At 73.0% G+C, this 25989-nt stretch carries 22 protein-coding genes and 2 pseudogenes; 11 read left to right on the top strand and 13 right to left on the bottom strand.

What is annotated here, in order from left to right; all coding sequences use genetic code 11:
• Nucleotides 1-314: 314 nt before the first annotated feature.
• Together ACZ49B_RS28665 and ACZ49B_RS28660 are read right to left on the bottom strand one after the other, a co-directional pair.
• The gene (locus tag ACZ49B_RS28665) at nucleotides 315-1112 is read right to left on the bottom strand and encodes a hypothetical protein (protein WP_468311451.1); all 798 of its coding nucleotides are present in this window, start codon (nucleotides 1110-1112) and stop codon (nucleotides 315-317) included.
• A gap of 5 nt (nucleotides 1113-1117) precedes the next feature.
• A complete protein-coding gene (locus ACZ49B_RS28660) occupies nucleotides 1118-1729 on the bottom strand; it encodes a papain-like cysteine protease family protein (protein ID WP_468311395.1) in 612 nt (203 codons plus the stop codon).
• A gap of 251 nt (nucleotides 1730-1980) precedes the next feature.
• Here ACZ49B_RS28660 and ACZ49B_RS28655 point away from each other — a divergent pair, with 251 nt between their 5' ends.
• The gene (locus ACZ49B_RS28655; RefSeq protein WP_468311393.1) at nucleotides 1981-2955 is read left to right on the top strand and encodes a hypothetical protein; all 975 of its coding nucleotides are present in this window, start codon (nucleotides 1981-1983) and stop codon (nucleotides 2953-2955) included.
• Nucleotides 2956-2979: 24 nt separating this feature from the next.
• Here the strand turns inward: ACZ49B_RS28655 and ACZ49B_RS28650 are convergent, their stop codons facing one another.
• Nucleotides 2980-3411, bottom strand: a complete 432-nt coding sequence (locus tag ACZ49B_RS28650; protein WP_468311391.1) for a Rieske (2Fe-2S) protein — start codon at nucleotides 3409-3411, stop codon at nucleotides 2980-2982.
• 101 nt (nucleotides 3412-3512) lie between these two features.
• Between ACZ49B_RS28650 and ACZ49B_RS28645 the strand changes: the two genes are divergently transcribed.
• Nucleotides 3513-4400 (top strand): carbohydrate kinase family protein, encoded by an 888-nt coding sequence (locus tag ACZ49B_RS28645; RefSeq protein WP_468311389.1) that lies wholly within the window; start codon nucleotides 3513-3515, stop codon nucleotides 4398-4400.
• Here ACZ49B_RS28645 and ACZ49B_RS28640 read toward each other — a convergent pair.
• A complete protein-coding gene (locus ACZ49B_RS28640) occupies nucleotides 4390-4995 on the bottom strand; it encodes a TetR/AcrR family transcriptional regulator (protein WP_468311388.1) in 606 nt (201 codons plus the stop codon). The genes ACZ49B_RS28645 and ACZ49B_RS28640 overlap by 11 nt on opposite strands.
• A 63-nt stretch (nucleotides 4996-5058) precedes the next feature.
• On the opposite strand from ACZ49B_RS28640, the pseudogene ACZ49B_RS28635 reads away from it, so the two are divergent.
• Nucleotides 5059-5622: pseudogene (locus tag ACZ49B_RS28635) on the top strand (NAD(P)-dependent oxidoreductase); the annotation flags it as partial.
• A gap of 141 nt (nucleotides 5623-5763) precedes the next feature.
• Here ACZ49B_RS28635 and uvrA read toward each other — a convergent pair.
• Nucleotides 5764-8760, bottom strand: coding sequence for an excinuclease ABC subunit UvrA (gene uvrA / locus ACZ49B_RS28630; RefSeq protein WP_468311386.1), 2997 nt, complete (start codon nucleotides 8758-8760; stop codon nucleotides 5764-5766).
• A 186-nt stretch (nucleotides 8761-8946) separates the two neighbouring features.
• On the opposite strand from uvrA, the gene ACZ49B_RS28625 reads away from it, so the two are divergent.
• The 3 genes from ACZ49B_RS28625 to ACZ49B_RS28615 all read left to right on the top strand — a co-directional run bounded on the left by ACZ49B_RS28625 (nucleotide 8947) and on the right by ACZ49B_RS28615 (nucleotide 11809).
• The gene (locus tag ACZ49B_RS28625) at nucleotides 8947-9645 is read left to right on the top strand and encodes a maleylpyruvate isomerase family mycothiol-dependent enzyme (RefSeq protein WP_468311385.1); all 699 of its coding nucleotides are present in this window, start codon (nucleotides 8947-8949) and stop codon (nucleotides 9643-9645) included.
• Between the two features lie 9 nt (nucleotides 9646-9654).
• On the top strand, nucleotides 9655-10311 hold the full coding sequence (locus ACZ49B_RS28620) for an MBL fold metallo-hydrolase (RefSeq protein WP_468311383.1): 657 nt from the start codon (nucleotides 9655-9657) through the stop codon (nucleotides 10309-10311).
• A gap of 160 nt (nucleotides 10312-10471) precedes the next feature.
• On the top strand, nucleotides 10472-11809 hold the full coding sequence (locus ACZ49B_RS28615) for an MFS transporter (protein ID WP_468311381.1): 1338 nt from the start codon (nucleotides 10472-10474) through the stop codon (nucleotides 11807-11809).
• 20 nt (nucleotides 11810-11829) lie between these two features.
• Here the strand turns inward: ACZ49B_RS28615 and ACZ49B_RS28610 are convergent, their stop codons facing one another.
• From ACZ49B_RS28610 to uvrB, 4 genes are all read right to left on the bottom strand, one after another.
• Complete coding sequence (locus ACZ49B_RS28610) at nucleotides 11830-12813, bottom strand: TerC/Alx family metal homeostasis membrane protein (RefSeq protein WP_468311379.1); 984 nt, start codon at nucleotides 12811-12813, stop codon at nucleotides 11830-11832.
• Nucleotides 12814-13053: 240 nt separating this feature from the next.
• Nucleotides 13054-15048 carry a TerD family protein gene (locus tag ACZ49B_RS28605; RefSeq protein WP_468311377.1) on the bottom strand — a complete coding sequence of 665 codons (1995 nt, stop codon included), beginning with the start codon at nucleotides 15046-15048 and terminating at the stop codon, nucleotides 13054-13056.
• Between the two features lie 80 nt (nucleotides 15049-15128).
• Complete coding sequence (locus ACZ49B_RS28600; protein WP_030292185.1) at nucleotides 15129-15707, bottom strand: TerD family protein; 579 nt, start codon at nucleotides 15705-15707, stop codon at nucleotides 15129-15131.
• A gap of 85 nt (nucleotides 15708-15792) precedes the next feature.
• A complete protein-coding gene (gene uvrB, locus ACZ49B_RS28595; RefSeq protein WP_468311375.1) occupies nucleotides 15793-17952 on the bottom strand; it encodes an excinuclease ABC subunit UvrB in 2160 nt (719 codons plus the stop codon).
• Nucleotides 17953-18197: 245 nt separating this feature from the next.
• Between uvrB and ACZ49B_RS28590 the strand changes: the two genes are divergently transcribed.
• From ACZ49B_RS28590 to ACZ49B_RS28580, 3 genes are all read left to right on the top strand, one after another.
• Nucleotides 18198-19154, top strand: coding sequence for a glycerophosphodiester phosphodiesterase (locus tag ACZ49B_RS28590; protein WP_468311373.1), 957 nt, complete (start codon nucleotides 18198-18200; stop codon nucleotides 19152-19154).
• Nucleotides 19155-19196: 42 nt separating this feature from the next.
• On the top strand, nucleotides 19197-19760 hold the full coding sequence (locus tag ACZ49B_RS28585; protein ID WP_468311371.1) for a methylated-DNA--[protein]-cysteine S-methyltransferase: 564 nt from the start codon (nucleotides 19197-19199) through the stop codon (nucleotides 19758-19760).
• Between the two features lie 161 nt (nucleotides 19761-19921).
• Nucleotides 19922-21226 (top strand): MFS transporter, encoded by a 1305-nt coding sequence (locus ACZ49B_RS28580; RefSeq protein ID WP_468311369.1) that lies wholly within the window; start codon nucleotides 19922-19924, stop codon nucleotides 21224-21226.
• Here the strand turns inward: ACZ49B_RS28580 and ACZ49B_RS28575 are convergent.
• Nucleotides 21216-21578 carry a cupin domain-containing protein gene (locus ACZ49B_RS28575; protein ID WP_468311367.1) on the bottom strand — a complete coding sequence of 121 codons (363 nt, stop codon included), beginning with the start codon at nucleotides 21576-21578 and terminating at the stop codon, nucleotides 21216-21218. The genes ACZ49B_RS28580 and ACZ49B_RS28575 overlap by 11 nt on opposite strands.
• 11 nt (nucleotides 21579-21589) lie before the next feature.
• Nucleotides 21590-22476, bottom strand: a pseudogene (locus ACZ49B_RS28570) (class I SAM-dependent methyltransferase).
• Nucleotides 22477-22556: 80 nt separating this feature from the next.
• Here ACZ49B_RS28570 and ACZ49B_RS28565 point away from each other — a divergent pair.
• Together ACZ49B_RS28565 and ACZ49B_RS28560 are read left to right on the top strand one after the other, a co-directional pair.
• Complete coding sequence (locus ACZ49B_RS28565) at nucleotides 22557-23483, top strand: pseudouridine-5'-phosphate glycosidase (protein WP_468311365.1); 927 nt, start codon at nucleotides 22557-22559, stop codon at nucleotides 23481-23483.
• Nucleotides 23480-24388: a carbohydrate kinase family protein gene (locus ACZ49B_RS28560; RefSeq protein ID WP_468311364.1), complete on the top strand. Its 909-nt coding sequence runs from the start codon at nucleotides 23480-23482 to the stop codon at nucleotides 24386-24388. Before ACZ49B_RS28565 ends, ACZ49B_RS28560 begins: the two co-directional genes overlap by 4 nt.
• A gap of 82 nt (nucleotides 24389-24470) precedes the next feature.
• Here ACZ49B_RS28560 and ACZ49B_RS28555 read toward each other — a convergent pair whose 3' ends face one another.
• Nucleotides 24471-25121, bottom strand: coding sequence for a hypothetical protein (locus ACZ49B_RS28555; RefSeq protein WP_468311362.1), 651 nt, complete (start codon nucleotides 25119-25121; stop codon nucleotides 24471-24473).
• A gap of 167 nt (nucleotides 25122-25288) precedes the next feature.
• Complete coding sequence (locus ACZ49B_RS28550; RefSeq protein ID WP_468311360.1) at nucleotides 25289-25942, bottom strand: nucleoside/nucleotide kinase family protein; 654 nt, start codon at nucleotides 25940-25942, stop codon at nucleotides 25289-25291.
• Between the last annotated feature and the right edge of the window lie 47 nt (nucleotides 25943-25989).

Genomic DNA, 25989 nt, shown 5'->3' with positions numbered 1-25989 from the left:
CACCCCCCTCGAACCCCCCCCCCCCCCCGCCCAGAAGGGAAACCGGGGGGGAAAAAACCCCCCCCCGGGGGGGGGGGGGGGGGGGGGGGGGGGGGGTGGCGCCCCCCCCCCCCCCCCAACGGCGCCGCACCCGCACGGGGTCCGGGGCGCGGCCCCGGGTCTTCCCGGTCCGCCCGGCGCCTGAGTCCGGGTCCGGGCAGAGCCCGGTGAACGGGAGAAGGGCGGGGCGGGGAGCAGCCACCCGCAGGGCCCGGACGGCCGACGGGCCGCCCGGGTCCTGCCGACTGCGCCCCGGCGGGCGCGAACCCGACGGGTCAGACGACCCCGCGGCCCCGCCGCGCCCGCCGCACGGCGACCACCCCGAGCGCCCCGAGCGCCCCGAGCGCCCCGAGCGCCCCGAGCGCCAGCCCACCGGCGACGGCCCCGGCCGCCACCGGCGCGCCCGCATCGTCGGCGGCCGCCGAGTAGCCACCCGCCCTACCCCCCTGCGCATACGCCGACCCCGGCAACTTGTCCCCGTACGCCCGCGTCACCCGCGACCGGTACGCGCCGAGGCTGGTACCCCCCGCTCCGACGGCGCGCTCGGCGTCCTCGTCCAGCGGCAGCACCCGGTTGTCCCGGGCCACGTACCACGCGTCGATCTGCGGTTCCCGGAACACCGTGCCGCCCGGCAGCTTCGCTGCGCCGAGCTGCGCGTAGCGGAATTCGTCGTCGCCGGTGGCGATGTTCACGACCTGCCACCCCGCCTCGGTCCGGGCGGTCCACAGCGCGGCCTGCTGCCCGTCCGCGGAGACGGCCTTGCTGGCCAGGAACTCCAGCCGGGCCACGGACGCCCCGGCCTTGCCCGCCACGAAGTCCGGGGACAGGTAGCTGACGGGTATCGCCTCGCCCTCGATGCGCGGCCGGACCGCGTCCGTCGCGACCTTGCCCTCGCGGGCGAAGAAGCGGGAGAGCGTGGCCAGGGTGCCGGGGGCGGCGGCCGCCTGCGCGGCCGCGGCCCTGGTCTCGGCGGTGACGGACTGCGGCTGCGGTACGGGGGCCGCCGAGGCCTGCGGGGCCGGTACGAGGACGGCGCCCGCGGCGAGAACCGCGGCGGCGACGAGCTTCTTCATGGCGCTCACGCCCCGATCCGGTAGAGCGAGTGGGTCCAGGAGAAGGTGCTGTTGTCCACGTACCAGGCGTGCGAGGCCCAGTTGTAGCGGTCGCTCGACGGCCACGGATCGCCCCAGTAGACCCAGCTGTCAGCGGTGTCGTAGCCGTAGATGACGTGCATGTGGCCGCCCCCGTTGGACCACTGGATCCGGGTCTCGACCGGCCGGTTCGCGTCGATCTCGCTCTGCACGGTGGTGTAGCGGAGCCAGCCGTTCACGTACGAGCCGGAGTTGATGCCGGCCCAGTTCAGGGCGGTCTGGACGTTGCCGAGGGTGGCCTGGTTGTTGGGGCAGTCGTAGCCCTGCTGGCGGTTGAAGGCGGCGTTGCAGAACTGGTTCTGGGTGTAGGTGCGGCCGAACCAGGTGGCGATGGTGTTGCCGCTCGCGGCCCAGCACCAGTTGGTCTTCTGCTGGGCCTGCATGGTGATGTTCAGGCGCTTGTACGCCAGGGTGGAGTCGGCGGCGACTCCGGTGCCCGCACCGGTACCGACGGCGGTGGCGGTACCGGTGGGCAGGGCGAAGAGCACGGCGGTGAGGACGGCGGCCAGGGAAAGCCGCCGCCGGTTTCGGTTGCGCATCGCGTTCCTCCCGTGTGGGGATCTCCCCGGGTGGGGCCGGGGAGGTTGGGGATGGAGGAGCGCGTCCGGACGCTGCGCCGAGCATCAGGGTGTTGTCGCGATCAGGTCAACAGGCTTCAATACGCGGTGACATTGCAGTGTGAACGGCGGGACCGCAGTGTGAATGACTGCCGTCCTTTCACCTGGACCCCCGGTGCCACCGGCGAGCTCTCCCGCCCCACCGTGCGTGAACGTTCACAGGAGGAGCCGTGATGCGGTCGACCGGGGAGAGCACGCAGGGGAGCGCTCCGGGCAGGAGACACGACAGCGCTCAGGAACTGGGGCAGCTGCTGCGCGCCGGCCCCTTCCATCTCGCGCTGCGCGCCGCCCTCACCGCCCGCGGCCTGCCCCTGCACCGCGTCCAGCACCACCTCGCGGCCCGCGGCATCAAGCTCGGCGTGACCAGCCTCAGTTACTGGCAGCAGGGCGCCCGCCGGCCGCGCCGCCCCGAGTCCCTGAAGGCCGTACGGGCCCTGGAGCAGATCCTGGAACTGCCCGAGGGGACCCTGCTGCGGCTGCTGGCCGCCCCGGACGGCGCCGGACCCGAGGCGGTCCGCCCGCCGGCGCGCTCGTACCGGGCCCTGGTCAGCGCCGGCGCGGCCGTGGAGGGGCTGCTGGCCGGCATGGAACTGCCCGCCGACGGCGGCCTGCACACCGTCGGCCACCACGAGCGGGTACGGATCGGTGCGGGCGGCGAGCTGCTGGGCCGCGAGTCGCAGCACGTCGTACGGGCCCACCGCGACGGCGTCGACCGCTACCTCGCCGTCCACCACGGCGATCCCGGCTGCGACCCGGCACAGGTCCGCGTCCGGGCGGACGAGAACTGCCGGACCGGACGCGTCCGCTGGCACCGGGAGGCCGAGGTGCTGGTCGCCGAGCTGCTCTTCGACGCCCGGCTGCGCGCCGGGGACACGTACGTCTTCGGGTACGGCTTCGAGGACGGCACCGGCGGCCGCTGCACCGAGTACGTCCGCGGGTTCAGCTACAGCGGCGGGCAGTACGTGCTCCAGGTCCGCTTCGACGAGGCGGCGCTGCCGGTGCGCTGCCGACGGTTCACCCGGTCCGGACCGGGTGCGCCGCGCAGCGGGCTGGCGGACTTGACGCCGAGCGGCCGCCACCGGGCCGTGCACCTGGTGGAGCCGGGGGTTCGGCGCGGGCTGCTGGGGATCGCCTGGGACTGGGCGTAGCTCCCCTGCGGGGGTTCTCCGGGCTCAGCCCGCGATGAGCTTGCCGCCCTCGGCCTTGACCGGGACGGCGGGCAGCGGGTCGACGGCCGGGCCGCGCAGCACCTTGCCGGTCCTCACGTCGAAGCGGCTGCCGTGGCAGGGGCAGTTGCCCTCGCCCTCGACGATCTTGTCCAGGACGCAGCCGGCGTGCGTGCACTGGGCGCTGAACGCCGTGTACTGGCCCGCCGCCGGGCAGCTGACGACCACCTTCTCCTTCCGGAACAGCTTCGACCCGCCGACCGGGACCTCGGACGCCGCGCCGAGCTCCACCGGGGCGGCCGGGACCGCCGGGGAGCCGGCGCCGCTGCTGCTCTCCGTGGAGCAGGCCGCGAGCGCCGTCCCGCCGCCGACGGCCCCGACGATCGCGGCGGCGCCCTTGAGCACGGTACGGCGGGCGGCGGACTGCGACGCGGACATGCGGTTCTCCTGGTACGGGGGTGCTACGGGCACGAAGGCCTGCTGGGCCCCCGACGATACCGCCGCCCGGTTCCGCCGCCCGATGGGATACCTTCCCCCGCGTGATCGTCGTCGGTGGAGAAGCCCTGATCGACCTCGTGCCCGTGGCGCAGCCGCCGGGCGCGCTCGTGCCGCGGCCGGGCGGGGGGCCGTACAACACCGCCCTGGCGCTGGGCCGGCTCGGTGCGGAGGTCGCCTTCTGCTCCCGGGTCTCGACGGACGGCTTCGGCGAGAGCCTCCTCTCCGGGCTGCGTGCGGCCGGGGTGGACCTCTCGCTGGTCCAGCGCGGGCCGGAGCCCACCACCCTCGCCGTGCCCTCGCTGGCCCCGGACGGCTCGGCGGCGTACGGCTTCTACGTGGAGGGCACGGCCGACCGGCTGTTCACCCTGCCCGCGGCGCTCCCCGCGGGCACCCGGGCCCTGGCGCTCGGCACCTGCTCCCTCGCCCTGGAGCCGGGCGCGAGCGCGTACGAGGCCCTGCTGCGCCGGGAGTCCGGGCGCGGGGTGCTGACCCTGCTGGACCCCAACATCCGCCCGGCGCTGATCGCGGATCCGGCGGCGTACCGTGCCCGGTTCCTGGCCTGGCTGCCGTACGTGTCCGTCCTCAAGCTGTCGGAGGAGGACGCCCGTTGGCTGGGCGGCCGGGTCTCGGACTGGCTGGCGGCGGGGCCCTCGGCGGTGGTGCTGACCCGCGGTGCGCAGGGGCTGACGGTCCGAACCCGGGAGGGCACGGAGTACGGGGTGCCGGCCCGCCGGGTCGCCGTGGCCGACACCATCGGCGCGGGCGACACGGTCAACGCGGCCCTGCTGCACCGCCTGTCCGGTCCGGCGGGTCCGGCCGGCGGCCCGGTGGATTGGCCCCGCGTACTGGCCTACGCGGCCCACGCGGCGGCGCTGACCTGTACCCGGGCGGGCGCGGAGCCGCCGTACGCGGCGGAGCTCAGCGGATAGCGGCCCACAGGGTCCGGGCCACGGCGGGGGCGAACTCCTCGACGGCCCGGACCACCTCCGGGCCGGAGAAGTGCAGGAAGAAGGCCCGCTGGAAGCAGGCGCCGAGCAGCAGCTCGGCCGCCGCCTCCGGATCGGCGTCGGGGCGCAGCCGCCCCCGCTCGAGCTCGCGGCGCAGCCGGCCGGTCAGGGCGTCGCGTACGACGTGGGGGCCGGTGCCGATCTCCTGGACGCCCTCGCGGTGCCGGGTCAGCAGGGCGGGCTCGGCGAAGAGCGAGGCGGCCATGGGCATGGCGTCGGCGTAGAAGAGCGAGGCGTGCCGGGCGATCGCGGTGAGCGCCTCCTCGACGGAGCGCTCGCCGTGGTCGCCGGCGAGCTCGGCCATGAGCGGCCCGGCGTTGGGGGTGCGCTCCATGAGGACGCGCACGAAGAGCTCCTCCTTGTTCGCGTAGTGCTTGTAGAGCGCGGCCTCCGAGCAGCCGGCCTCGCGGGCGATGGCCTTGGTGGTGGTGTTGGCGAGGCCGATGGTGCGCATGAGCGTCTCGGCGGCGTCAAGGAGCCGCTCGGGCGTGGGCCGGCTTGACTTCGGGGTGAGCATTCACTCACCCTAGCGGAAGACGGGGTGAGTAAATACTCACCCACCCTTGGACGGGAGCGGGCGATGAAACTGACGGTTTTCGGAGCCACGGGCGGTGTCGGGCGCGAGGTCGTCCGACAGGCCCTCGAAGCGGGCCACGAGGTGACGGCGGTGGTCCGCGACCCCGCCCGGCTGGACGTGCCGGCGCACGACCGCCTCCAGGTGGCCGTGGTGCGCGATCTGACGGACGAGGACGCGCTGCTGCCGGTCTTGGCGGGCCGGTCGGCGGTGATCTCCGCCCTGGGCTCGGCCAGCAACAAGCAGGCCCGGCTGGCGCCGGTCACCGGGCCGGCGGTACGGGCCGTCGTGTCGGCGATGGACCGGGCGGGGGTGAGCCGTCTCGCGGCGGTGAGCGCGGCGCCGGTCGGGCCGGACGTGGCGAGCGACGGGGTGCTGGCCCGGAAGGTCTTCCTCCCGCTCCTCCGCAGGGCGCTGCGCGACCTGTACGCGGACCTGGCGGTCATGGAGGCGGCGATCTCGGCGAGCGGCACCGAGTGGACGGTGATCCGGCCGCCCCGCCTCCTGAACAAGCCGCGCACCGGCTACCGCAGGGTCATCGGCGCCAATGTCCCCAACGCGCGCACGATCTCCAGAGAAGGTGCCGCAAACCCCCCCCTAACTCCCCGGACGACCCCGACCACGCCCGCCCGGGGGGGGGGTGGGGCGACGCACCCCGGGGGGGCCCCGCCCGGCGGCCGGCCCCCCTCAGGTCTACGCACCGCGCAGCGGCTAGGCCTTGCGGGCGCGGGCCGTCGCCTTCTTGGCCGGGGCTGCCGCCTTCTTGGCCGGGGCCGCCTTCTTGGCCGGGGCCGCCTTCTTGGCCGCGGTCCGCTTGGCGGCGGCCTTCTTCGGCGGGGTCACGAGCGAGGCGGCGTCCGAGACCCGCTCCGCCCCCAGGATGTCCCGCAGGAACTTGCCCGTGTGGCTCGCGCCCACCGACGCGACCTGCTCCGGCGTGCCCTCGGCGACCACCAGACCGCCGCCGTAACCGCCCTCCGGGCCCATGTCGATGACCCAGTCCGCGGTCTTGATGACGTCCAGGTTGTGCTCGATGACGATCACCGAGTTGCCCTTGTCCACCAGCCCCGACAGCACCTTGATCAGTTTCGAGATGTCCTCGAAGTGCAGACCCGTCGTCGGCTCGTCCAGCACGTACACCGTCCGCCCCGTCGACCGCTTCTGCAGCTCCGACGCCAGCTTCACGCGCTGCGCCTCACCGCCCGACAGCGTCGGCGCCGACTGGCCGAGCCGGACGTACCCCAGCCCCACCTCGTTCAGCGTCCGCAGGTGCCGCGAGATCGTCGGCACGGCCTCGAAGAAGTCCAGCGCCTCCTCGATCGGCATGTTCAGGACCTCGGCGATGGACTTGCCCTTGTAGTGGACCTCCAGCGTCTCCCGGTTGTACCGGGCGCCGTGGCAGACCTCGCACGGGACGTACACGTCCGGCAGGAAGTTCATCTCGATCTTGATGGTGCCGTCGCCGGAGCAGTTCTCGCACCGGCCGCCCTTCACGTTGAAGGAGAAGCGGCCCGGCAGGTAGCCGCGCACCTTCGCCTCCATCGTCTCCGCGAAGAGCTTGCGCACGTGGTCGAAGACGCCCGTGTACGTCGCCGGGTTGGACCGCGGGGTCCGGCCGATCGGCGACTGGTCGACGTGCACGACCTTGTCGACGAGGTCGTCCCCGTCCACCCGCGTGTGCCGTCCCGGCACCGAACGGGCGCCGTTGAGCTCGCGCGCCAGGTGCGTGTACAGGATGTCGTTGACCAGCGTCGACTTGCCCGACCCCGACACGCCCGTCACCGCCGTGAGCACACCCAGCGGGAAGGACACGTCGATGTCCCGCAGGTTGTTCTCCTTGGCGCCGTGGACCGTCAGCTTCCGGTTCCCGTTCACGGGCCGACGGATGTCCGGCACCGCGATGGACCGCTTCCCGGACAGGTACTGCCCGGTCATCGAGTCGCCGTTCTTCAGCAGCTCCTTCAGCGAGCCGCTGTGCACGACCTTGCCGCCGTGCTCGCCTGCGCCCGGGCCGATGTCCACGACCCAGTCGGCCACCTTGATGGTGTCCTCGTCGTGCTCCACGACGATCAGGGTGTTGCCCATGTCCCGCAGCCGCACCAGCGTCTCGATCAGCCGGTGGTTGTCCCGCTGGTGCAGCCCGATGGAGGGCTCGTCCAGCACGTACAGCACGCCGACCAGGCCGGAGCCGATCTGGGTGGCGAGGCGGATGCGCTGGGCCTCGCCGCCCGACAGGGTCCCGGCGGCGCGGTTCAGCGAGAGGTAGTCCAGGCCGACGTCGACGAGGAAGCGCAGCCGCTCGTTGACCTCCTTCAGGACCCGCTCGGCGATCTTCTTGTCGCGGGCGTCGAGCTTGAGCCGGCCCAGGAAGTCCGCGCACTCGCTGATCGACATCGCGGCGACTTCGGCGATGGACTTCTCCATCACCGTCACCGCGAGCACGATCGGCTTGAGCCGGGTGCCCTCGCAGGTCGGGCAGGGCACCTCGCGCATGTAGCCCTCGAAGCGCTCGCGGCTGGCGTCGCTCTCGGACTCGGCGTGCCGGCGCTTGACGAACGGCACGGCGCCCTCGAAGGCCGTCGTGTACGCCCGCTCCCGTCCGTACCGGTTGCGGTAGCGGACCTCGATCTGCGTCTTGTGCCCGTACAGCAGGGCCTTCTTCGCCCGCTGCGGCAGCCCGGCCCAGGGGATGTCCGTACGGAAGCCCAGCTCGCCGGCGAGCGCGCCGATCAGCCGCTGGAAGTAGTCCTTGGTGTGGCCGAGGGACCACGGGGAGACCGCGCCCTCGTCCAGGGACTTGTCCTCGTCCGGGATGATCAGCTCCGGGTCCACCTCCATGCGCGTACCGATGCCGGTGCACTCGGGGCAGGCGCCGAAGGGCGAGTTGAAGGAGAAGGAGCGCGGCTCCAGCTCTTCGAAGGACAGGTCGTCGTACGGGCAGTAGAGGTGCTCGGAGAACATCCGCTCGCGCTCGGGGTCGTCCTCGGCGAGGTCGACGAAGTCCAGGATCACCATGCCGCCGGAGAGGCCGAGGGCGGTCTCGACGGAGTCGGTGAGCCGGCGCTTGGCGCTGTCCTTGACGGTGAGGCGGTCGATGACCACCTCGATCGTGTGCTTCTCCTGCTTCTTCAGCGTGGGCGGCTCGGAGAGCTGGATGGTCTCCCCGTCCACCCGCGCCCGGCTGTAGCCCTTGGTCTGGAGGTCGGAGAAGAGGTCGACGAACTCGCCCTTGCGCTCGCGCACCAGCGGCGAGAGCACCTGGAAGCGGCTGCCCTCGGGGAGCGCGAGCACCTTGTCGACGATCGCCTGCGGCGACTGGCGCGAGATGGGCCGGCGGCACTCGGGGCAGTGGGGCTTGCCGATGCGCGCGAAGAGCAGGCGGAGGTAGTCGTAGACCTCGGTGATGGTGCCGACCGTCGAGCGCGGGTTGCGCGAGGTCGACTTCTGGTCGATCGAGACGGCCGGCGAGAGCCCCTCGATGAAGTCCACGTCGGGCTTGTCCATCTGCCCCAGGAACTGGCGGGCGTACGACGAGAGCGACTCGACGTAGCGGCGCTGGCCCTCGGCGAAGATCGTGTCGAAGGCCAGGGAGGACTTGCCCGAACCGGAGAGTCCGGTGAAGACGATGAGTGAGTCGCGGGGCAGGTCGAGCGAAACGTTCTTGAGGTTGTGCTCGCGAGCGCCACGAACGATGAGACGGTCGGTCACGCCGGTCCGCACCTTTCTTGAGAGAGCGGGGGCACGGGCCCCCGTCCCAGGGTATGGGGGGCGCCTCTGCAACGGGGAAGAGAGCTTGGACTTCGAGCGTATAGCACGCGCATTCGATTTACGGCACTCCCCGGACGGCTTCACCCGTTCGTGTGGCCTACGTCCCGCGGCACTAGGCTCGGATCCATGACTGATCATGTGCACGACCTGCAATCAGTACGTGAAGCCACGGACCGACTGCTGACCGCAGTCGCGAAACTGGACAACGCCGCCCTGGCCGAGGAGTCACACCTGCCGGGCTGGACCCGCGGCCACGTGCTGGCCCACCTCGCGCGCAATGCGGACGCCCTCGTCAACGTCTTCGCGGGCCGCCCGATGTACGAGAGCGCCGAGGCCCGCGACTCCGACATCGAGCGCGACGCCCCGCGCCCGCTGGAGGTCCAGCTCGCCGACCTGCGCGAGACCCACGCCGGCTTCCTGGCGCAGACCGGGCAGGACCAGGACTGGTCGCGCACCGTCGAGCTGCGCAACGGCGTCACCGACCTGGCCGCGAACGTGCCCTTCCGCCGCCTCGTCGAGGTCGAGCTGCACCACGTCGACCTGAACATCGGCTACGAGCTCTCCGACCTCCCGGAGGAGTTCACCGGGCGCGAGATCGCCTTCCTCGCCGACCGCTGGGCCGGGCGCCCCGAGGTGCCCCCGGTGACCCTGCAGAGCGAGGGCGACGGCAGCGGCCCCACGTGGCACACCGGCGGCGCCGAGGGCGGCCCGGTCACCCTGGTCGGCACCGGCGCCGAGCTCCTGGGCTGGCTGGCGGGGCGCGGGGACAAGGGCGCACACCTCACTGTCGTCGGCGGCCTCCTCCCCGCCCTCCCCCCGCTTTAGGATCAGGACATGACGTACAGCGGAGCGGTCAAGGTCGGCGGTCCGGCCGACGTGCACGAACTCCCGGACCTGATGATTTCCAAGGTCGCGGTGGGCCCCATGGACAACAACGCGTACCTGCTGCGCTGCCGGGCCACCGACGAGCAGCTGCTGATCGACGCGGCTGCGGAGCCGGCGACCCTGCTGCAGCTGATCGGCGACGACGGCATCGCGTCCGTCGTCACGACGCACCGGCACGGTGACCACTGGGGCGCGCTCCAGGCCGTGGTCGAGGCGACCGGCGCACGCACCTACGCGGGCGCCGACGACGTCGAGGGCATCCCGGTGGCCACCGACGTACCCGTGGCGGACGGGGACACGATCCAGGTGGGGCGGGTCACGCTGACCGCGCGCCACCTGGTCGGGCACACCCCCGGCTCGATCGCGCTGATCTACGACGACCCGCACGGGCACGCACACGTGTTCACCGGGGACTGCCTCTTCCCGGGCGGCGTCGGCAACACCGACAACGACCCGAAGGCCTTCGCCAACCTCATCGACGACGTGCAGCACAAGCTCTTCGAGCAGCTGTCGGACGAGACCTGGGTCTACCCGGGGCACGGCAACGACACCACGCTCGGCGCGGAGCGGCCGCACCTGGCCGAATGGCGCGAGCGCGGCTGGTAGCACCCGCCCGGTCCTGGTCAACACCGCGACAGGAAGCACTCCTTCCGGTCGAAGATGACCGAACGCACGTCCTGGGGGTGTGGGGCGGGGTAATTGCTGCACCATGCAACGAGACCCCTCCCCCGCCCTCCCTCTCCCCGTCGTTCCCCGGTCTCCCTCGATGCTGCGGCTGGCCTCGGCCTCGCTCGCCGGAACCGCCATCGAGTTCTACGACTTCTTCGTCTACGGCACGGCCGCCGCCCTCGTGCTCGGCCCGCTGTTCTTCCCGTCCTTCTCCCCGCTCGCCGGGACCCTCGCCGCCTTCGGCACCTTCGGCGTCGGATTCCTCGCCCGCCCGCTGGGCTCCGTCGTCTTCGGCCACATCGGCGACCGCTACGGGCGGCGCCCGGTCCTGCTCGGCTCCCTGCTGCTCACGGGCCTCGCCACGGTGGCGGTCGGCTGCGTGCCGACGTACGCGACGATCGGCATGGCAGCGCCCCTCCTGCTGCTGGTGCTCCGCTTCCTGCAGGGGCTCGGCCTCGGCGGCGAGTGGGGCGGCGCGGTCCTGCTGACCGCCGAGCACGCCCCCGAGCAGCGGCGCGGGCTGTGGGCGAGCTTCCCGCAGGCCGGCCCCGCGGTGGGCTTCCTGCTGGCCAACGGCATGACCCTCACCCTGTCCGCGACGCTGACCGACGGGCAGTTCGCCTCATGGGGCTGGCGCGTCCCGTTCTGGGCGGCGGGGGTGCTGGCCCTCGCCGGGCTGTGGCTTCGCCGCTCGGTGGAGGAGACCCCGCAGTTCCGCGCCCTCGCCGAAACCGGCCGGCGCTCCGACGCCCCGCTGTCCGAGGTGGTCCGCGGGCACTGGCGGCTGCTCCTGCTGACCGGCGGGGCCCTGTCCGTCGGGTACGCGGTCTTCTACGCGGTCACCACCTGGTCCCTCGCGTACGCGACCGAGCACCTGCGCGTGGACCGTACGGTGATGCTGGCCTGCATCATGAGCGCCGTCGCGCTCAAGGGCCTGATGACCCCGGTGATGGCGGTGCTCGGCGACCGCCACGGCCGGCGGCCGCTGTGCCTGGTCGGCTGTGCGCTCTGCCTGGTGTGGATGTTCCCGTTCATCGCGCTGCTGCGCACCGGGGACCCGCTGCTGATGACGCTGGGCTGCCTCGGCGGGCTGCTGGGCATGGTGACGATGTTCGCCGTGGTGGGTGCGTACCTGCCGGAGCTGTACGCCCCCCGGATCCGCTGCACGGGCGCGGCCGTGGGCTACAACCTGGGCGGGGTGCTGGGCGGCGCGCTGACCCCGATCGTGGCGACGGCGCTGGCGGACGGTTCCGGTCCGCCGTGGGGCGTGGCCGTGTACCTGAGCGCGATCGCCCTGCTCAGCCTGGTCTGCTTCGCGCTGCTCCCGGAGACGAACCCGACGGTCGTGCGGGCCCGGACGACCGGCCCCGGTACCGAGTCGGGCACGAGCGCGGGTACGGGAACGGGGGCGGCCGAAGCGGCCGCCCCCGCGTAGCCCCTCGGGGCTGTCGAGCCCTACGCGTCGATGCTCTCCGAGCGGGCGGCGGCCTCGGCGGCCGCCTGCTTCTTCGAGGCCATCAGGCTGGTGATCGTGGTGATCACGAGGACACCGCAGATGACGCCCAGGGAGACCGGGATGGAGATCTGCGGGACGTGCACCCCGGACTCGTGGAGGGCGTGCAGCACCAGCTTGATGCCGATGAAGCCGAGGATGACGGACAGGCCGTAGCTGAGGTGGACCAGCTTCTTGAGCAGACCGCCGATGAGGAAGTACAGCTGGCGCAGACCCATCAGGGCGAAGGCGTTGGCGGTGAAGACGATGTACGGGTCCTGGGTGAGGCCGAAGATCGCGGGGATCGAGTCCAGGGCGAACAGCACGTCGGTGGTGCCGATGGCCAGCATCACGATCATCAGCGGGGTCATGATCCGCTTGCCGTTGTTCCGGATGAAGAGCTTCGTGCCGTGGTACTGGTCGGAGACGCCGAACTTCTTCTCGACCGACTTGAGGAGACGGTTCTCCTCGAACTCCTCCTCGTCCTCGTCCTGGCGCGCCTCCTGGATGAGCTTCCAGGCGGTGTAGATCAGGAACGCGCCGAAGATGTAGAAGACCCACGAGAAGTTGGTGATGATCGCGGCGCCGGCCGCGATGAAGATCGCGCGGAGCACCAGGGCGATCAGCACGCCCACCAGCAGCACGCGCTGCTGGAGCTGGGAGGGCACCGCGAACTTCGCCATGATCAGGACGAACACGAACAGGTTGTCCACGCTCAGGGACTTCTCGGTGATGAAGCCGGCGAAGAACTCCTGGGAGGCCTGGCTGTTGCCGAAGAACATCAGGCCGAGGCCGAAGAGTCCGGCGAGGACGATCCAGACGACCGTCCAGATGCCGGCTTCCTTCACCGACACGTCGTGGGGCTTGCGGCCGATGAAGAAATCGGCGCCGATCAGGATGCTCAGACCGAGAATGGTCAGCACCCAGAGGTTCAACGAAACATCCACTGCTCATTCGCCTCCGGCAGATGGCTCAGCACACACGTCAGCGTCATCGCTGCCGGAGGTCTCTTCCACCCGGACGGCCTGGAGGCCGTGGGCCGGCGCCCCGGGACCGACCGCGGTTCATCGACCGAAGTGGGGTCCGTATTGACGGGCACGCCGTAGCAGGAAAGCAGGAATACTCCCCTCCGCGCGCCCAGGTTACCCGTCAGACCCCGGAAAGGTAAAGAGAAGCCCAAGAACCGGTCACGGGCGGGCATTGCGCCGGGCCGCGGCGATCCGGTCCAGGGTCTGTTCCAGGACGCGGCTGCCCTGCGGCGGCAGGTCCGGCTCGAAGGTCCAGGCGTGGCCGACCCACGGGTCGGCGAGGTGGTTGTCCGGCACCGGCGACAGCCGCATCAGCGAACGCCACAGCGGGTCCAGCAGCGGCCCGTACGCCGAGGCCTCGTCGCGGTCCGCCACCATCAGCAGGTGCACGCCGACCGCCGGACCCTCGTCGGCCAGGTAGCGCAGCCGGGTGACGGCCCGGTCGTCGAAGCCGTGCGGGAAGTCGTGCACGATCAGCAGCTGGTCGGCGGTGTCCACATCGGGCGGCAGGTCCTCGGGGGCTCCGGCCCGCACGGCCATCTGTACGAGGTCCACCCGCCGGGTCAGCTCCGCCAGGGTCCGGGTGACCCCTTCGGCCCCGGCGGCGGGCGGGCCGGCCAGCGCCCCGGCCGCGACGAGCGGCGCCAGGGAGGCGGCACCCGCCCCCGCCGCGTCGATGACGTGCACGGAGAACCGGTCCCCGGGGTGGACCGCGAGGAGCCGGACCGCGTGGGTGACGGCCATGTCCATGGCGGCCCGGCGCAGCCGGTCGGTGTCCATCGTCATCGCGGCCTCGGAGCCGGTGCGGCCGTTGTCGATCCACAGCCCGCGCTCGAGCGGGAGCCGCACGAGCATGGGGATCCGCAGGTCGGGACGCTCGGGCAGGTGCAGGTCGCCGAGGCGCAGGGCCATCGGGGCCTCCTCGGGGACCCCGTGCCCGTGCCAGACGGGGTTGGCCCAGCGGGCGTACGGGGCCGGCAGCGCGGGCTCGACCACCTCGGACTCGGCGATCAGCTGGGCGAGGTCCCGGTCGAGCACGGCCTTGGCCTGGTCGACGAGCTCGTCGTGGCGGGCCCGGGCCTCGTCGCGGGCGGCGTTGCCGGAGCCGCCCAGGCGGTGGCGGGGGTCGGACAGCGCCTCGTCGAGCTCGCGGTCCATCCGGGACTCGGCGAAGTCGCAGGCGCTGCGGTAGGCGGCCACCGAGCGGGCCAGGTCCTCGAACATGCCCCAGACCTGGTTGTAGAGCCGCTCGTCCATCGACCAGCCGCCGGCGTCTCCGGCGACGGGCGCGGCCGGCCGGCCGGGCTGCGCGGGCGCCGCGGCCTGCGGCGCCGGTTCGGGCGGCTCGGTGGTGCTGCGGCGCCGGCGCGGGTGCACGTAGTTGAGCGTGGGCGCGCTCAGCGTCGGCGGCCCGTCGCCGGCGTCCGCGGGCGGGGTGCCCGGCATACCGGCGTACGGGACTCCGGAGACCGGGACGGGCCCCGGCTGCGCGGGGGCCACCGGGGCGGGCGCGGCCGAGGCCGCGTCCTGCGGTTCCGGGCGGCCGAGCGGAGTCCCGGGGGCGGCCACGGTGGGCAGGGACACGGTGGGCGCGGGCGCGGCCTCGTCCCGCGCGGCCGCTCCCACGACCGCGGCGGCCAGGGCGATGGCGGCCGGTGCGCCCAGGCCGGCGTCGGCGAGCAGCGCGCCGAGCCCGTCGGCGTACCCCTGGCCCACGGCGCGGACCTTCCAGGCGCCCTGGCGCCGGTAGAGCTCGAGGGCCACGACGGCGGTCTCGGACTCCAGCCCGGTCACCGTGTACGCGGCGAGCTCGGCGCCCTCCGGTTCGGCCACGGCCACGTACGAGGCGGGAGCCGCGCCGAAGCGCGTCGGACCGCCGGGCGGCAGGACGAGCACCACCCCGAGCCGGTGCACGGTCGGTTCCACGGCGGCGAGGTCGACGGCGAAGCGGTGCTCGCCCGCCACGGCCCCCGGCACCTCCAGTCCGGGCAGGTTCCGGGCACCGGGGTGGGCCACCGACTCGGGGCCGGCCAGCCGGCCCGAGTCGTCGCAGGCCGAGGCCAGGGCCAGGACGGGCGTGCCCGCCGAGACCCTGATCTCCACCTGTGTCCGGGACAGGGGGTGGTTCTGCCCCCGGACCAGTTCGGCCGTCATCGTGCAGCCCTCCCCCGTGCCCTTGCTCTTCTTTTCCGGTGCTCTGCGGTGGTGCCGGTACTGCGGTGGTGCGGTACTGCTTACAGGTGCGGCAGGATCGCCGGCATCAGGTCCTGGAAGGTGCGGCCGTTGGCCGGGTTGCCGAGGGCCGTCATCTGCCAGCCGCTTCCGGCGCGCGACACCTTCGCCATGATCTGCGCGGTGTACTGCCCGCCGCCGTCCAGGGTGTAGCGGGCCAGCTCCTGGCCGTTGGTCTCGTCGACGATGCGGCAGAACGCGTTCTGCACCTCCTGGAACGTCTGGCCGGTGAACGAGTTCACCGTGAAGACGATCTGGTCAATGTGCACCGGCACGCGCTGGAGGTCGACGAGGATCGACTCGTCGTCCCCGCCCTGGCCGGCGCCGCCGACGAGGTTGTCACCGGTGTGCCGGACCGAGCCGTCGTCGCTCTGCAGGTGCCGGAAGAACACCACGTCGACCGGCTGCTTGTCGGCGAAGAGCACCGCCGACGCGTCCAGGTCGATCTCCCGGGTCCGCGAGCCGAACAGCCCGCGGCGCTTGGCCGCCTGCCAGCCGAGGCCCATCCGGACCGCGGTCAGCGTGCCCCCGTCCTGCTTCTGCAGACTGATGGCCTGACCCTTGGTCATGTTGACCGTCACGCGCTGTCCCCTCTCCTAGCCCGCCCCCGATGTGGGTGCGCACATGTACCTGCGGCTGCTGCCAACCCTACTGACCGGCCCCGGGTCAGGCGAGGCCCGCTTCCTTCATCTGTCGCAGCTCCTTCTTCAGCTCGCCCACCTCGTCGCGGATCCGGGCCGCGACCTCGAACTGGAGCTCGGCCGCCGCACCGCGCATCCGCTCCGTCATCTGCTCGATGAGCGCCGCCAGTTCCTCGGCCGGACGGTCCGTCAGCACCGCGGCCTCCTTGGCCGCCTTGGCGGCCTTGGCGCCCTTGACCCCCTTGCCGTCCACGGTGATCTGGCCCGCCTTGACCACGCCGAGCGAAGGCACGGGAGCCTTGCCGTCCTTGCCCTGGCGGTACCCGGTGCCGAGGAGCTGTTCGGTGTCCAGCTCCTCCCGGGCGATGGTGGCGACGATGTCGTTGATCTTCTTGCGCAGGGGCTGCGGGTCGATCCCCTTGGCCGTGTTGTAGGCGACCTGCTTCTCCCGGCGGCGGTTGGTCTCGTCGATCGCCTGTGCCATCGCCGGGGTGATGCTGTCCGCGTACATGTGGACCTGGCCCGACACGTTGCGCGCCGCGCGGCCGATGGTCTGGATCAAGGAGGTCCCCGAGCGCAGGAAGCCCTGCTTGTCGGCGTCGAGGATCGCGACGAGCGACACCTCGGGCAGGTCGAGGCCCTCGCGCAGCAGGTTGATGCCGACCAGGACGTCGTACTCGCCGGCGCGCAGCTCGCGCAGCAGCTCGATCCGGCGCAGCGTGTCGACGTCGCTGTGCAGGTAGCGGACCTGGATGCCGAGCTCCAGGAAGTAGTCCGTGAGGTCCTCGGCCATCTTCTTGGTGAGGGTGGTGACCAGGACGCGCTCGTCCTTCTCCACCCGCTGCCGGATCTCGTGGACCAGGTCGTCGATCTGCCCCTCGGTGGGCTTGACCACGACCTCGGGGTCGACGAGGCCGGTGGGGCGGATGATCTGCTCGACGAAGCCGTCGCCGCGGGAGAGCTCGTACTTGCCCGGGGTCGCCGACAGGTAGACCGTCTGGCCGATCCGCTCCTGGAACTCCTCCCACTTCAGCGGCCGGTTGTCGAGGGCGGACGGCAGCCGGAAGCCGTGGTCGACCAGGGTCCGCTTGCGCGAGGCGTCGCCCTCGTACATCGCGCCGATCTGCGGCACGGTGACGTGCGACTCGTCGATGACGAGGAGGAAGTCCTCGGGGAAGTAGTCGATGAGGGTGTTGGGCGCGGAGCCGCGCTCGCGGTCGTCCATGTGCAGCGAGTAGTTCTCGATGCCGGAGCAGGACCCGATCTGGCGCATCATCTCCAGGTCGTACGTGGTGCGCATGCGCAGGCGCTGCGCCTCGAGCATCTTGCCCTGCTTCTCCAGCTCGGCGAGGCGCTCGGCGAGCTCCGTCTCGATGCCGGCGATCGCCTTCTCCATGCGCTCGGGGCCGGCGACGTAGTGGCTGGCGGGGAAGACGTACAGCTCGCGGTCCTCGCTGATGACCTCGCCGGTCAGCGGGTGCAGGGTGGAGAGGGCCTCGATCTCGTCGCCGAACATCTCGATGCGGACGGCCAGTTCCTCGTAGACCGGGAAGATCTCGATGGTGTCCCCGCGCACGCGGAAGGTGCCGCGGGTGAAGGCCACGTCGTTGCGCGTGTACTGGATGTCGACGAAGCGGCGCAGCAGCTGGTCCCGGTCCATCTCCTCGCCGACCTTGAGGGGGACCATCCGGTCGACGTACTCCTGCGGGGTGCCGAGGCCGTAGATGCAGGACACGGACGCCACGACGATCACGTCGCGCCGGGTGAGCAGCGAGTTGGTCGCGGAGTGGCGCAGCCGCTCCACCTCCTCGTTGATCGAGGAGTCCTTCTCGATGTAGGTGTCCGACTGCGGTACGTAGGCCTCGGGCTGGTAGTAGTCGTAGTACGAGACGAAGTACTCGACGGCGTTGTTCGGCAGGAGCTCGCGGAACTCGTTCGCCAGCTGGGCGGCGAGGGTCTTGTTCGGCGCCATGACCAGGGTGGGGCGCTGGAGCTTCTCGATCATCCAGGCGGTGGTCGCCGACTTGCCGGTGCCGGTCGCACCCAGCAGGACGACATCCTTCTCACCTGCACGGATGCGCTTCTCCAGGTCGGCGATGGCCGCCGGCTGGTCGCCGCTGGGCTGGTAGGGGCTGACGACCTCGAAAGGCGCCACCGTGCGTTCGATCTTCGATACGGGCCGCATGACTCCACCGTACGACCCCGCACTGACACTCATGCGGCCGCGCGCGGGTCCGCGGCGCCGGGCCAGGTCCGGCGGGCGGGACGGAAGTCCTCCTTTCTGGTCCGTTTGTCGTAGTTCGGTGGCGGCGCCGTGATCATCAACCGCATGATCGCCGTAGAGGTCCCCCGTGTAGTGCATCGCCGCAACGTCTGCCATTCCGCACGCGTCTGACGCAGGAACAGGGCTCCGAACCGAGGAGAACGCACATGTACGTCCGACCCGCCGCCGCGGCCGCCGCCGCATTCCTGGGCTTCACCCTGACCGTCCTGGGCGGGACGACCTCGTCCGCCGCCACCGGCCCCTCCTCCCCCTCTTCCCCGGCCTCCCCCGCCGGCGCCGGCGGCGGGGCGGGGCTGCTGGGCCCCGTCGTGTACGCCCACCGGGGGGCTTCGGCGTACGCGCCGGAGAACACCCTCGACGCGATCGACCTCGCGATGCGGCTGGGCTTCGACTGGGTCGAGAACGACGTCCAGCGCACCAAGGACGGTGAGCTGGTCGTGGTCCACGACGACACCCTGGCGCGGACGACCGACGTCGAGCAGGCGTTCCCGGACCGGAGCCCCTGGCGGGTCAAGGACTTCACGGCGGCGGAGATCGCCACGCTCGACGCGGGCAGCTGGTTCGGCGCGGAGTTCACGGGGGCCCGGGTGCCGACCCTGCGGGCATACCTCGACCGGGTGCAGGACAACCGGCAGCGGCTGCTGCTGGAGATCAAGAAGCCCGAGCTCTACCCCGGGATCGAGAAGGAGACGCTGCAGGTGCTGGACGAGACGGGCTGGCTCGACGCGGACCACGTGCGGCGCCGCCTGGTCGTGCAGAGCTTCAGCGCGGACTCCGTGCAACTCGTGCACGGCCTGCGCCCGGACCTCGTGACGGCCTTCCTGGGCACCCCGACCGTCGCCGACCTGCCGAAGTACGCCGCGTTCACGGACCGGATCAACCCGTGGCACACCACCATCTCGGCCGACTGGGTGGCGGCGGTGCACGGCCTGCTGGGCGCCCACGGCAAGACGATGGAGGTGGACACCTGGATCGTGGACGACGCGGCGACGGCCCGGAAGGTACAGGGGATGGGCGTGGACGGGATCATCACCAACGCCCCGGACGTCGTGCAGGAGGCGGTGCTCGGCCCGGAGGCGGTGCTCGGCGCCTTCCCGTACTAGGGCATCCCCAGGGGTGTCGTACCCGCCCCGTACGGTGGAGGGGTGGACAGCACCGAGCGGCCCCGCGGGCCGCACCTCGAATGGACCGTCGTCCCCAGCGACGTCGGGCCCCTGCTCCTGGCCGCGACCCCGGAGGGTCTGGTCCGGGTCGAGTTCCATGCCGGTCCGGACCGGGTCGAGAAGATGATCGGCTCCCTCGTCTCCCGGCTCGGCGCCGACGCCTGGCGCCCGGCACCGGGCGAGGAGGTGCTCCTGGCCGAGCCGGTACGCCAGCTGACGGCCTACTTCGCGGGCTCGCTCAAGCGCTTCGACCTGCCGCTGGACTGGCGGCTCAGCTCCGGCTTCAACCGGCAGGTGCTCCAGGAGCTGGACCGCTCGGTGCCGTACGGGGCGGTCGTGGGGTACGGGGAGCTCGCGGCCCGGGTCGGACAGCCGGGCGCGGCCCAGGCCGTGGGCAACGCCATGGGGTCGAATCCGCTGCCGCTGGTGGTGGCCTGCCACCGGGTCGTGGAGAACGACGGCGGCATCGGCGGTTTCGGCGGCGGGGTGGAGACCAAGCGGTCCCTGCTGGCGCTGGAGGGCGTCCTGCCGCAGCCGCTGTTCTGACGGGAGTGTGCGGGGGATGCGGGGGTGGACGGGGGTGCATCCCCCGTTCCGTCGGGCGGTAAGGGGTGGGAGACTGCCGCGGTGACTACTCCTGCTGCCTCGGGCCGGACCGCGCCCGCGCCCGTAGACCGCCCTGCGCCGCCGCGACGGCGGTGGGCCGCATGACCGCCGTACCCGGCACCGACCGGCCTGCTCCGCCGGCCGGCCCGGCGGACCTGCCCGGGCTCCAACGGCGCACCTCCGCGGTGCTGATAGCGAGCCAGATGCTGGGCGGCCTCGGCGTGCCCATCAGCATCGCGCTGGCCCCGGTCCTCGCGACGCAGGTCAGCGGCACCGAGTCGCTGTCCGGCTTCGCCTCCACCGCCGCGGTGATCGGCACCGCGGCGGTCTCCCTGCCGCTCGCCGCCCTGATGACCGCGCGCGGCCGGCGCCCGGGGCTGGTCCTCGGGTACGGGATCGGCGCAGCGGGTGCGGCCCTGGTCGTCCTCGCCACCGCGATCAAGAGCTTCCCGCTGCTCATGCTCGGCATGGCCGCCTTCGGAGCAGCCTCCTCCGCCAACCTCCAGGCCCGGTTCGCGGCCGCCGATCTCGCCGCGCCGGACCGGCGGGCCCGGGCCGTCGCCGTCGTCGTCTGGGCGTCGACCCTCGGCGCGGTGCTCGGCCCCAACCTCTCCGCCCCGGCCAGCCGCAGCTTCGCCGGGACCTCCATACCCGAGACGGCGGGCCCCTTCGTCTGGGCCGGAGCCGTCTTCGTCCTCACCGGCACCCTGATCGGCGTGCTCCTGCGGCCGGACCCGCTGCTGACGGCCCGGGCGCTGGCCTCGCCCGAGGAGCAGACCCGCGAGGGCCGCTCGCTGCGCGCCGGGCTCGCGGCCGTCAAGGCCTCCCCGCGGGCGCGCCTGGCCCTGGTCACCGTCGCGGTCTCGCACACCACCATGGTCTCGATCATGGTGATGACCCCGGTCGACCTGGGCCACCACGGCGCAGGGCTGGAGCTCGTCGGCCTGGTGATCAGCGGCCACATCGCCGGCATGTTCGCCTTCTCGCCGGTCATGGGCTGGCTCGCGGACCGCGTCGGCCGGCTGTCGGTCATCGGCCTCGCGGCCGGGCTGCTGTCGCTGGCCGCCCTGCTCGCCGGCACCGCCGGTCCCGACCACGCGCAGAGCGCCGTCGGCCTGTTCCTGCTCGGCCTCGGCTGGTCCGCCGGCATGGTCTCCGGCTCGGCGCTGCTCACCGACTCGGTGCCGCAGGCCGCGCGGGCCGCCGTACAGGGTCTGAGCGACCTCACGATGAACACCTGCGCGGGCGTGGGCGGCGCGGCCGCCGGCCTGGTCATGTCCCACGCGGGCTACGGCTGGCTGAACGTGATCGGCGCGGGCCTGCTGCTGCCGATGGCGGCGCTCGCCCTGTTCACCGGGCGCCGCCATCCCGCTGCCGTCGCTTCCGCTCCTGCGGCTAGTAGCTGATGTGGTAGGCCTTGCGCAGCGTCTCGTGGACGGTCCAGGTGGTCTTGTCGCCCTCCCGGAGCACACAGGCGGAGCCGGGGCCCACCTCCAGGGTCTCCCCGCCCTCGACCTCGATGGTGGCGCGGCCGCTGACCACGACGAACAGCTCGTTCGCCTCGGTGTCGGTGACCACGCCCGGGGTGATCTGCCAGATGCCCCGCAGCTGCTTGCCGTCGGGCGACTCCCACAGCACCTTGCCCGTCACGACGGGCTCGCCGGAGAGGATCTGGCCGGGATCGAGGTCCTCGACCTCCAGCTCGGCATCCGGTACGGATACGGCGAACGAGACGGGGCCGTGCTCACTGGTGCTCATGCCGAGTCAGCCTAATCCGGCCGTCCGGCGCACCGCGGTGACCAGAACGTCCAGGTTCCGCCCGCCGGACAGGTCAATCTGTCCAGCCGCCCCCGGCCCCGGCCCCGGCCGGGCCGTCGGGCGCTGAGCACCGGCTGGTGGAATCCGGTGGCCTGCGCCGGGTGCCACACCGTTTCGGCGAACCCGGCCCGGCGGGCGTAGCCCTGCGTCTCCTCCTCGGGCAGCGCCCAGTACGTGGTCTTGGCCGTGCGGGTGGTCCACGTCTCCGGGCCGGGCCCGGCGGACGGCAACAGCGGGAAGGGCTCCAGGTCGTACCGCTCTCCGTCCTCGTGCCACCGCCAGAGCTGGAAGCTGATGGTGCGTCCGTCCGGGCCGGTCCGCACGTGCGGGGCGTCGCTCTGCGGCCGGGCCCGCCGCAGTTCGCCGTACGGGCGGGTCGAGAGCAGCAGCAGGCCGCCCGGGCGCAGCACCCGCAGGGTTTCGGCCAGGGCGGTGCACACGTCGTCGGCCGTCAGGAGGTGCGGCAGGGCGTTGTCCGCGCACACGACCGCGTCGAAGGAGCCGTCCCGGAAGGGCAGGGCCCGCATGTCCGCGGCAGCGGTGGAGAGGGCGAGCCCGCGCGCGGCCGCCTCGCGGCCGGCCCGGGCGGCCGAGGGCGGGCTCAGGTCGGTTCCGGTGACCCGGTGACCCGGTGGCCCAGGGCGGCCCATTTCAAGGCCTGGGTGCCGATTCCGCAGGCGTGGTCGAGGACGCGGTGCGGGCCGGGGCCCGGGCAGGCGGTGAGCAGGGCGTTCAGCGCCCGGCCCTGGCGGGCGATGCCCGCGTCCCAGTCCGCGTACAGGAGGTCGTACCGGTCGGCGAGTTCGTCGTAGAAGGCGCGCGTGTCCCGGGGGTTCATGGGGGCACGCTGGTCGGACAGGTTCGGAAGGCGGGCCGGGAGCGCGTTTGGGGGCGCACGTCCCGTGCCATGGATGGGACATGCACACATCACCCGAGGTCCCCGTCCTGTCCGAAGAGGTCCGCGAGGCGCTCGAACGGGGCCGTCCCGTCGTGGCGCTGGAGTCGACGATCATCGCGCACGGCCTGCCCCGCCCCCGCAATCTCGCCGTGGGCGCCGAACTGGAGGCGCTGGTGCGCGCCGAGGGGGCGGTTCCGGCCACGATCGCGGTCGTCGACGGGGTGGCGTACGCGGGCCTCGACAAGGCGCAGCTGGAGCGGATCGCCGGCGGCGAGGGCGTACGCAAGCTCGGCCACCGGGATCTGGCTCCCGCGCTCGCGGCGGGCGCGACCGGGGCCACGACGGTGTCCGCGACGGCGTTCCTGGCCGCGCGGGCCGGGCTGCGGGTCTTCGCCACGGGCGGGCTGGGCGGCGTACACCGCGAGTACGCGCAGACCCAGGACGAGTCGGCGGACCTGCAGTTGCTGGCGCGGACGCGCATCACGGTGGTGTGCGCGGGGGTGAAGTCGATCCTGGACGTGCCGGCCACGCTGCAGCGGCTGGAGACGCTCGGGGTGGGGGTGGTGGGGTACGGGACGGAACGTTTCCCCGGCTTCTACCTGGCCAGTTCCGGCGAGCCCGTGGACTGGACCGTCCACCGGCCACAGGAGGTGGCGGCGGTGATGGCCGCTCAGGACGCCCTCGGCGGACCGCAGTCGGCGCTGCTGGTGGCCAATCCGGTGGCGGAGGCGGATCAGTTGGATCCGGACCTGCACGACCGGGTGCTGGCCGAGGCCCTCGAGGAGTGCCGCGAGCGGGGGATCACGGGGCAGGCGGTGACCCCGTTCCTGCTGGGGTTCCTGGTACGGGCGACGGGCGGGGCCTCGCTGGAGGCCAACCTGGCGGCGGTACGGGGCAACGTGGTGCTCGGGGCCAGGATCGCGGGGGCCTGGGCGGCGCGCGCGTGACCGCACCCGGGGCGCTGCTGGTGGTCGGGGACGTGGTGACGGACGTCGTGGCCGTGCATCCGGAGCCGCTGACCCCGGCCACGGACACGGCCGCGCGGATCCGGACCCTGCCGGGCGGCGCCGGGGCCAACGCGGCCTGCTGGGCGGCCCGCGCGGGGGTGGCGGAGGTACGCCTGCTCGCGCGGGTCGGCGCCGAATCCGCCCGCTGGCACGAGCAGTCGCTGCGCGACTGCGGGGTGCGGCCGCGGCTGGTGATCGATCCGGCCGAGCCGACCGGGACGGTGGTGGCGCTGGTCGGCAAGGACGCGGAGCGGACCTTCCTCACCGACAGCGGCGCCGCGCTGCGGCTGTGCCCCGAGGACTGGGCGCCGGCCCTGCTGGACGGGGCGGCCCATCTGCACCTGTCCGGCTACCTCTTCTTCGCCGACAGCAGCCGCGAACTGGCCCTCGTCGCACTGCGGGCGGCCCGGGCCCGCGGGGTTCCGGTGAGCGTGGACCCGGCCTCGGCGGGATTCCTGGTCGCGCTGGGGCCGGAGCGCTTCCTCGATGCCGTGGCGGGGACCGGCGTACTGCTGCCCAACGAGGACGAGGCGCGGCTGCTGGCCGGACTGCCCGGGGAGGCGGGAGCGGATGGGGCGGCCAGGGCGGCGGCGGAGCTGAGCCGGCGGGTCCCGCTGGTGGTGGTCACCCGCGGCGCGGCGGGGGCGCTGGTGGCGGAGGCGGGCCGGGTGACCGCGGAAGTGTCGGCGGAGGCGGCCGAGGCGGTGGACTCGACGGGGGCCGGGGACGCGTTCACCGGCGGGTTCCTGGCGGCCCGGCTCGCGGGGGCGGCCCCGGCTGACGCGGCCCGGGCGGGGTGCCGGGCGGCCGCACAGGCGGTCACCCGGCTGGGCGGGCGACCGTAGCTGCGGGACCGGTGCGGGGCGGACACCTCGGCCGCGGCCGGGGAGTGACGCCGCGGGCCGGGCAGGACTTCGCGGACACCCCCTAAAGGGTGTACTCCTCCTGACCGAGGGTCTCGATCATGCCCCTGTGGTTCACGTTGTAGTGGAACACCAGGCCCTTGTTCGGGTGGGACTCCAGCCACGAGGTGAGCTCGTGCGCGGTGATCGGCTTGCTCACGGAGCCGGAGACGATGGGGGCCATGGCGGTGATCTTGGCGTCGTCGGCGACCGTGATGAAGGTTTCCTCGCCGACCGTGACGAAGGGCGTGCTGCCTCCCGGGACGGGGCAGCCCCAGTTCCCGCGCTTGACGATCAGGCTGAGGGCGCCGCCCTCGGGGGTGTACCGGTACACGGCGATCTCGTCGGGCGAGATGGGCGGCTTGGGGGCGCAGGTGGGTCCGGGCGCGGGCGGCTTCGGCTTGGCCGGAGCGGTGGTGGTCGGGGCCGGCTTCTTCGCGGACGCCGCTGCGGACGGCGCCCCTCCGCCCGCCGGGGTGGCAGAGGTGGCAGGGGTGGCCGACGGGCTCGCCGGGCTCGCACCGGGGCTCGTACCGGCGGCTCCCGCTCCCGCGTCACTGCCGTCGTCGCCGTTGCAGGCCGAGAGGGCCAGGGCCCCGCACAGCACCAGCGCGGCGCAGGCGGCCTGCCGCCGCAGCCGTCTCGGACCCTGAACCGCCCTACCACGTCCGCCCATTGCCGTCTCCCTCTGCCAAGGCGCCACCCGGTGGCCGCCGTCGAAGCGTGACGTCAACGTAGCGCCGGGGTTCGCGCCGCGGCGATGGCCGGATCCCGTTCGTCGCAGAGCCGCGATGCCGCTGTTGCGGATCCCGGACGTCCGTGACGGTACGGCGGCCGCGGAGGTCAGCCGGTGGGGCCCGTGAGACCGGTCCAGGCGGGATGGCGAAGGTCGTCGGCCCGGACCACGGCGTCGGCCTGCGCCGCCGGGTCGGTCTCCGCCTCGTACCGCGCGAAGGCGGGCAGGGTCCAGCGCGCGGACTCCTCGGTGCGGCGGGCCAGCGCCCCCGGGGAGAGCCGGATGTGCACGCTGAGGTCGAAGGGGAACCAGTGGCCCAGCAGCAGGGGGCCGTGCACGATCACGACGCCGCCCGGCGGGAGTTCGGTGTACGGGCTGCGGGTCGCCCGGTCGGTCGCCGGGTCCCAGAGGTCGGGCAGCACCCGGCCGGTGCCGCCCGGGTCGGTCGGGCCGAACACCTCGCGCCAGAGGGCGGCGGTGTCGTACCAGCCGCCGAGGTAGGAGTCCACGTCCTCGCGGCCGAACTCGAAGCGGAGCGAGGCCGGCCGCAGGAAGCCCTCGGCCGGGACCACCAGGACCGGGCGGCTGCGCAGGCGCAGCGCGTCGGCGAGGTGGCCGGCGAGCACGCCGGTACCGGCGGCGGGTGCGCCGTCGATGCCCACCCGCTGCCAAGTCCCCAGCCCGGGGGCCGCCTTGTGTTCGTCGAGGTGACCGGCGAGCCGCTCGGCCATCCGCTGCCATGTGATCGCTTCCAGCTGCACGGGCCCATTGTCAGTGGTGGACCGTAGCGTTTTCCACGAGGGATCAC

The organism is Streptomyces sp. NPDC031132, from assembly GCF_055570595.1.
This window is presented reverse-complemented; position numbering and strand designations above follow the sequence as displayed.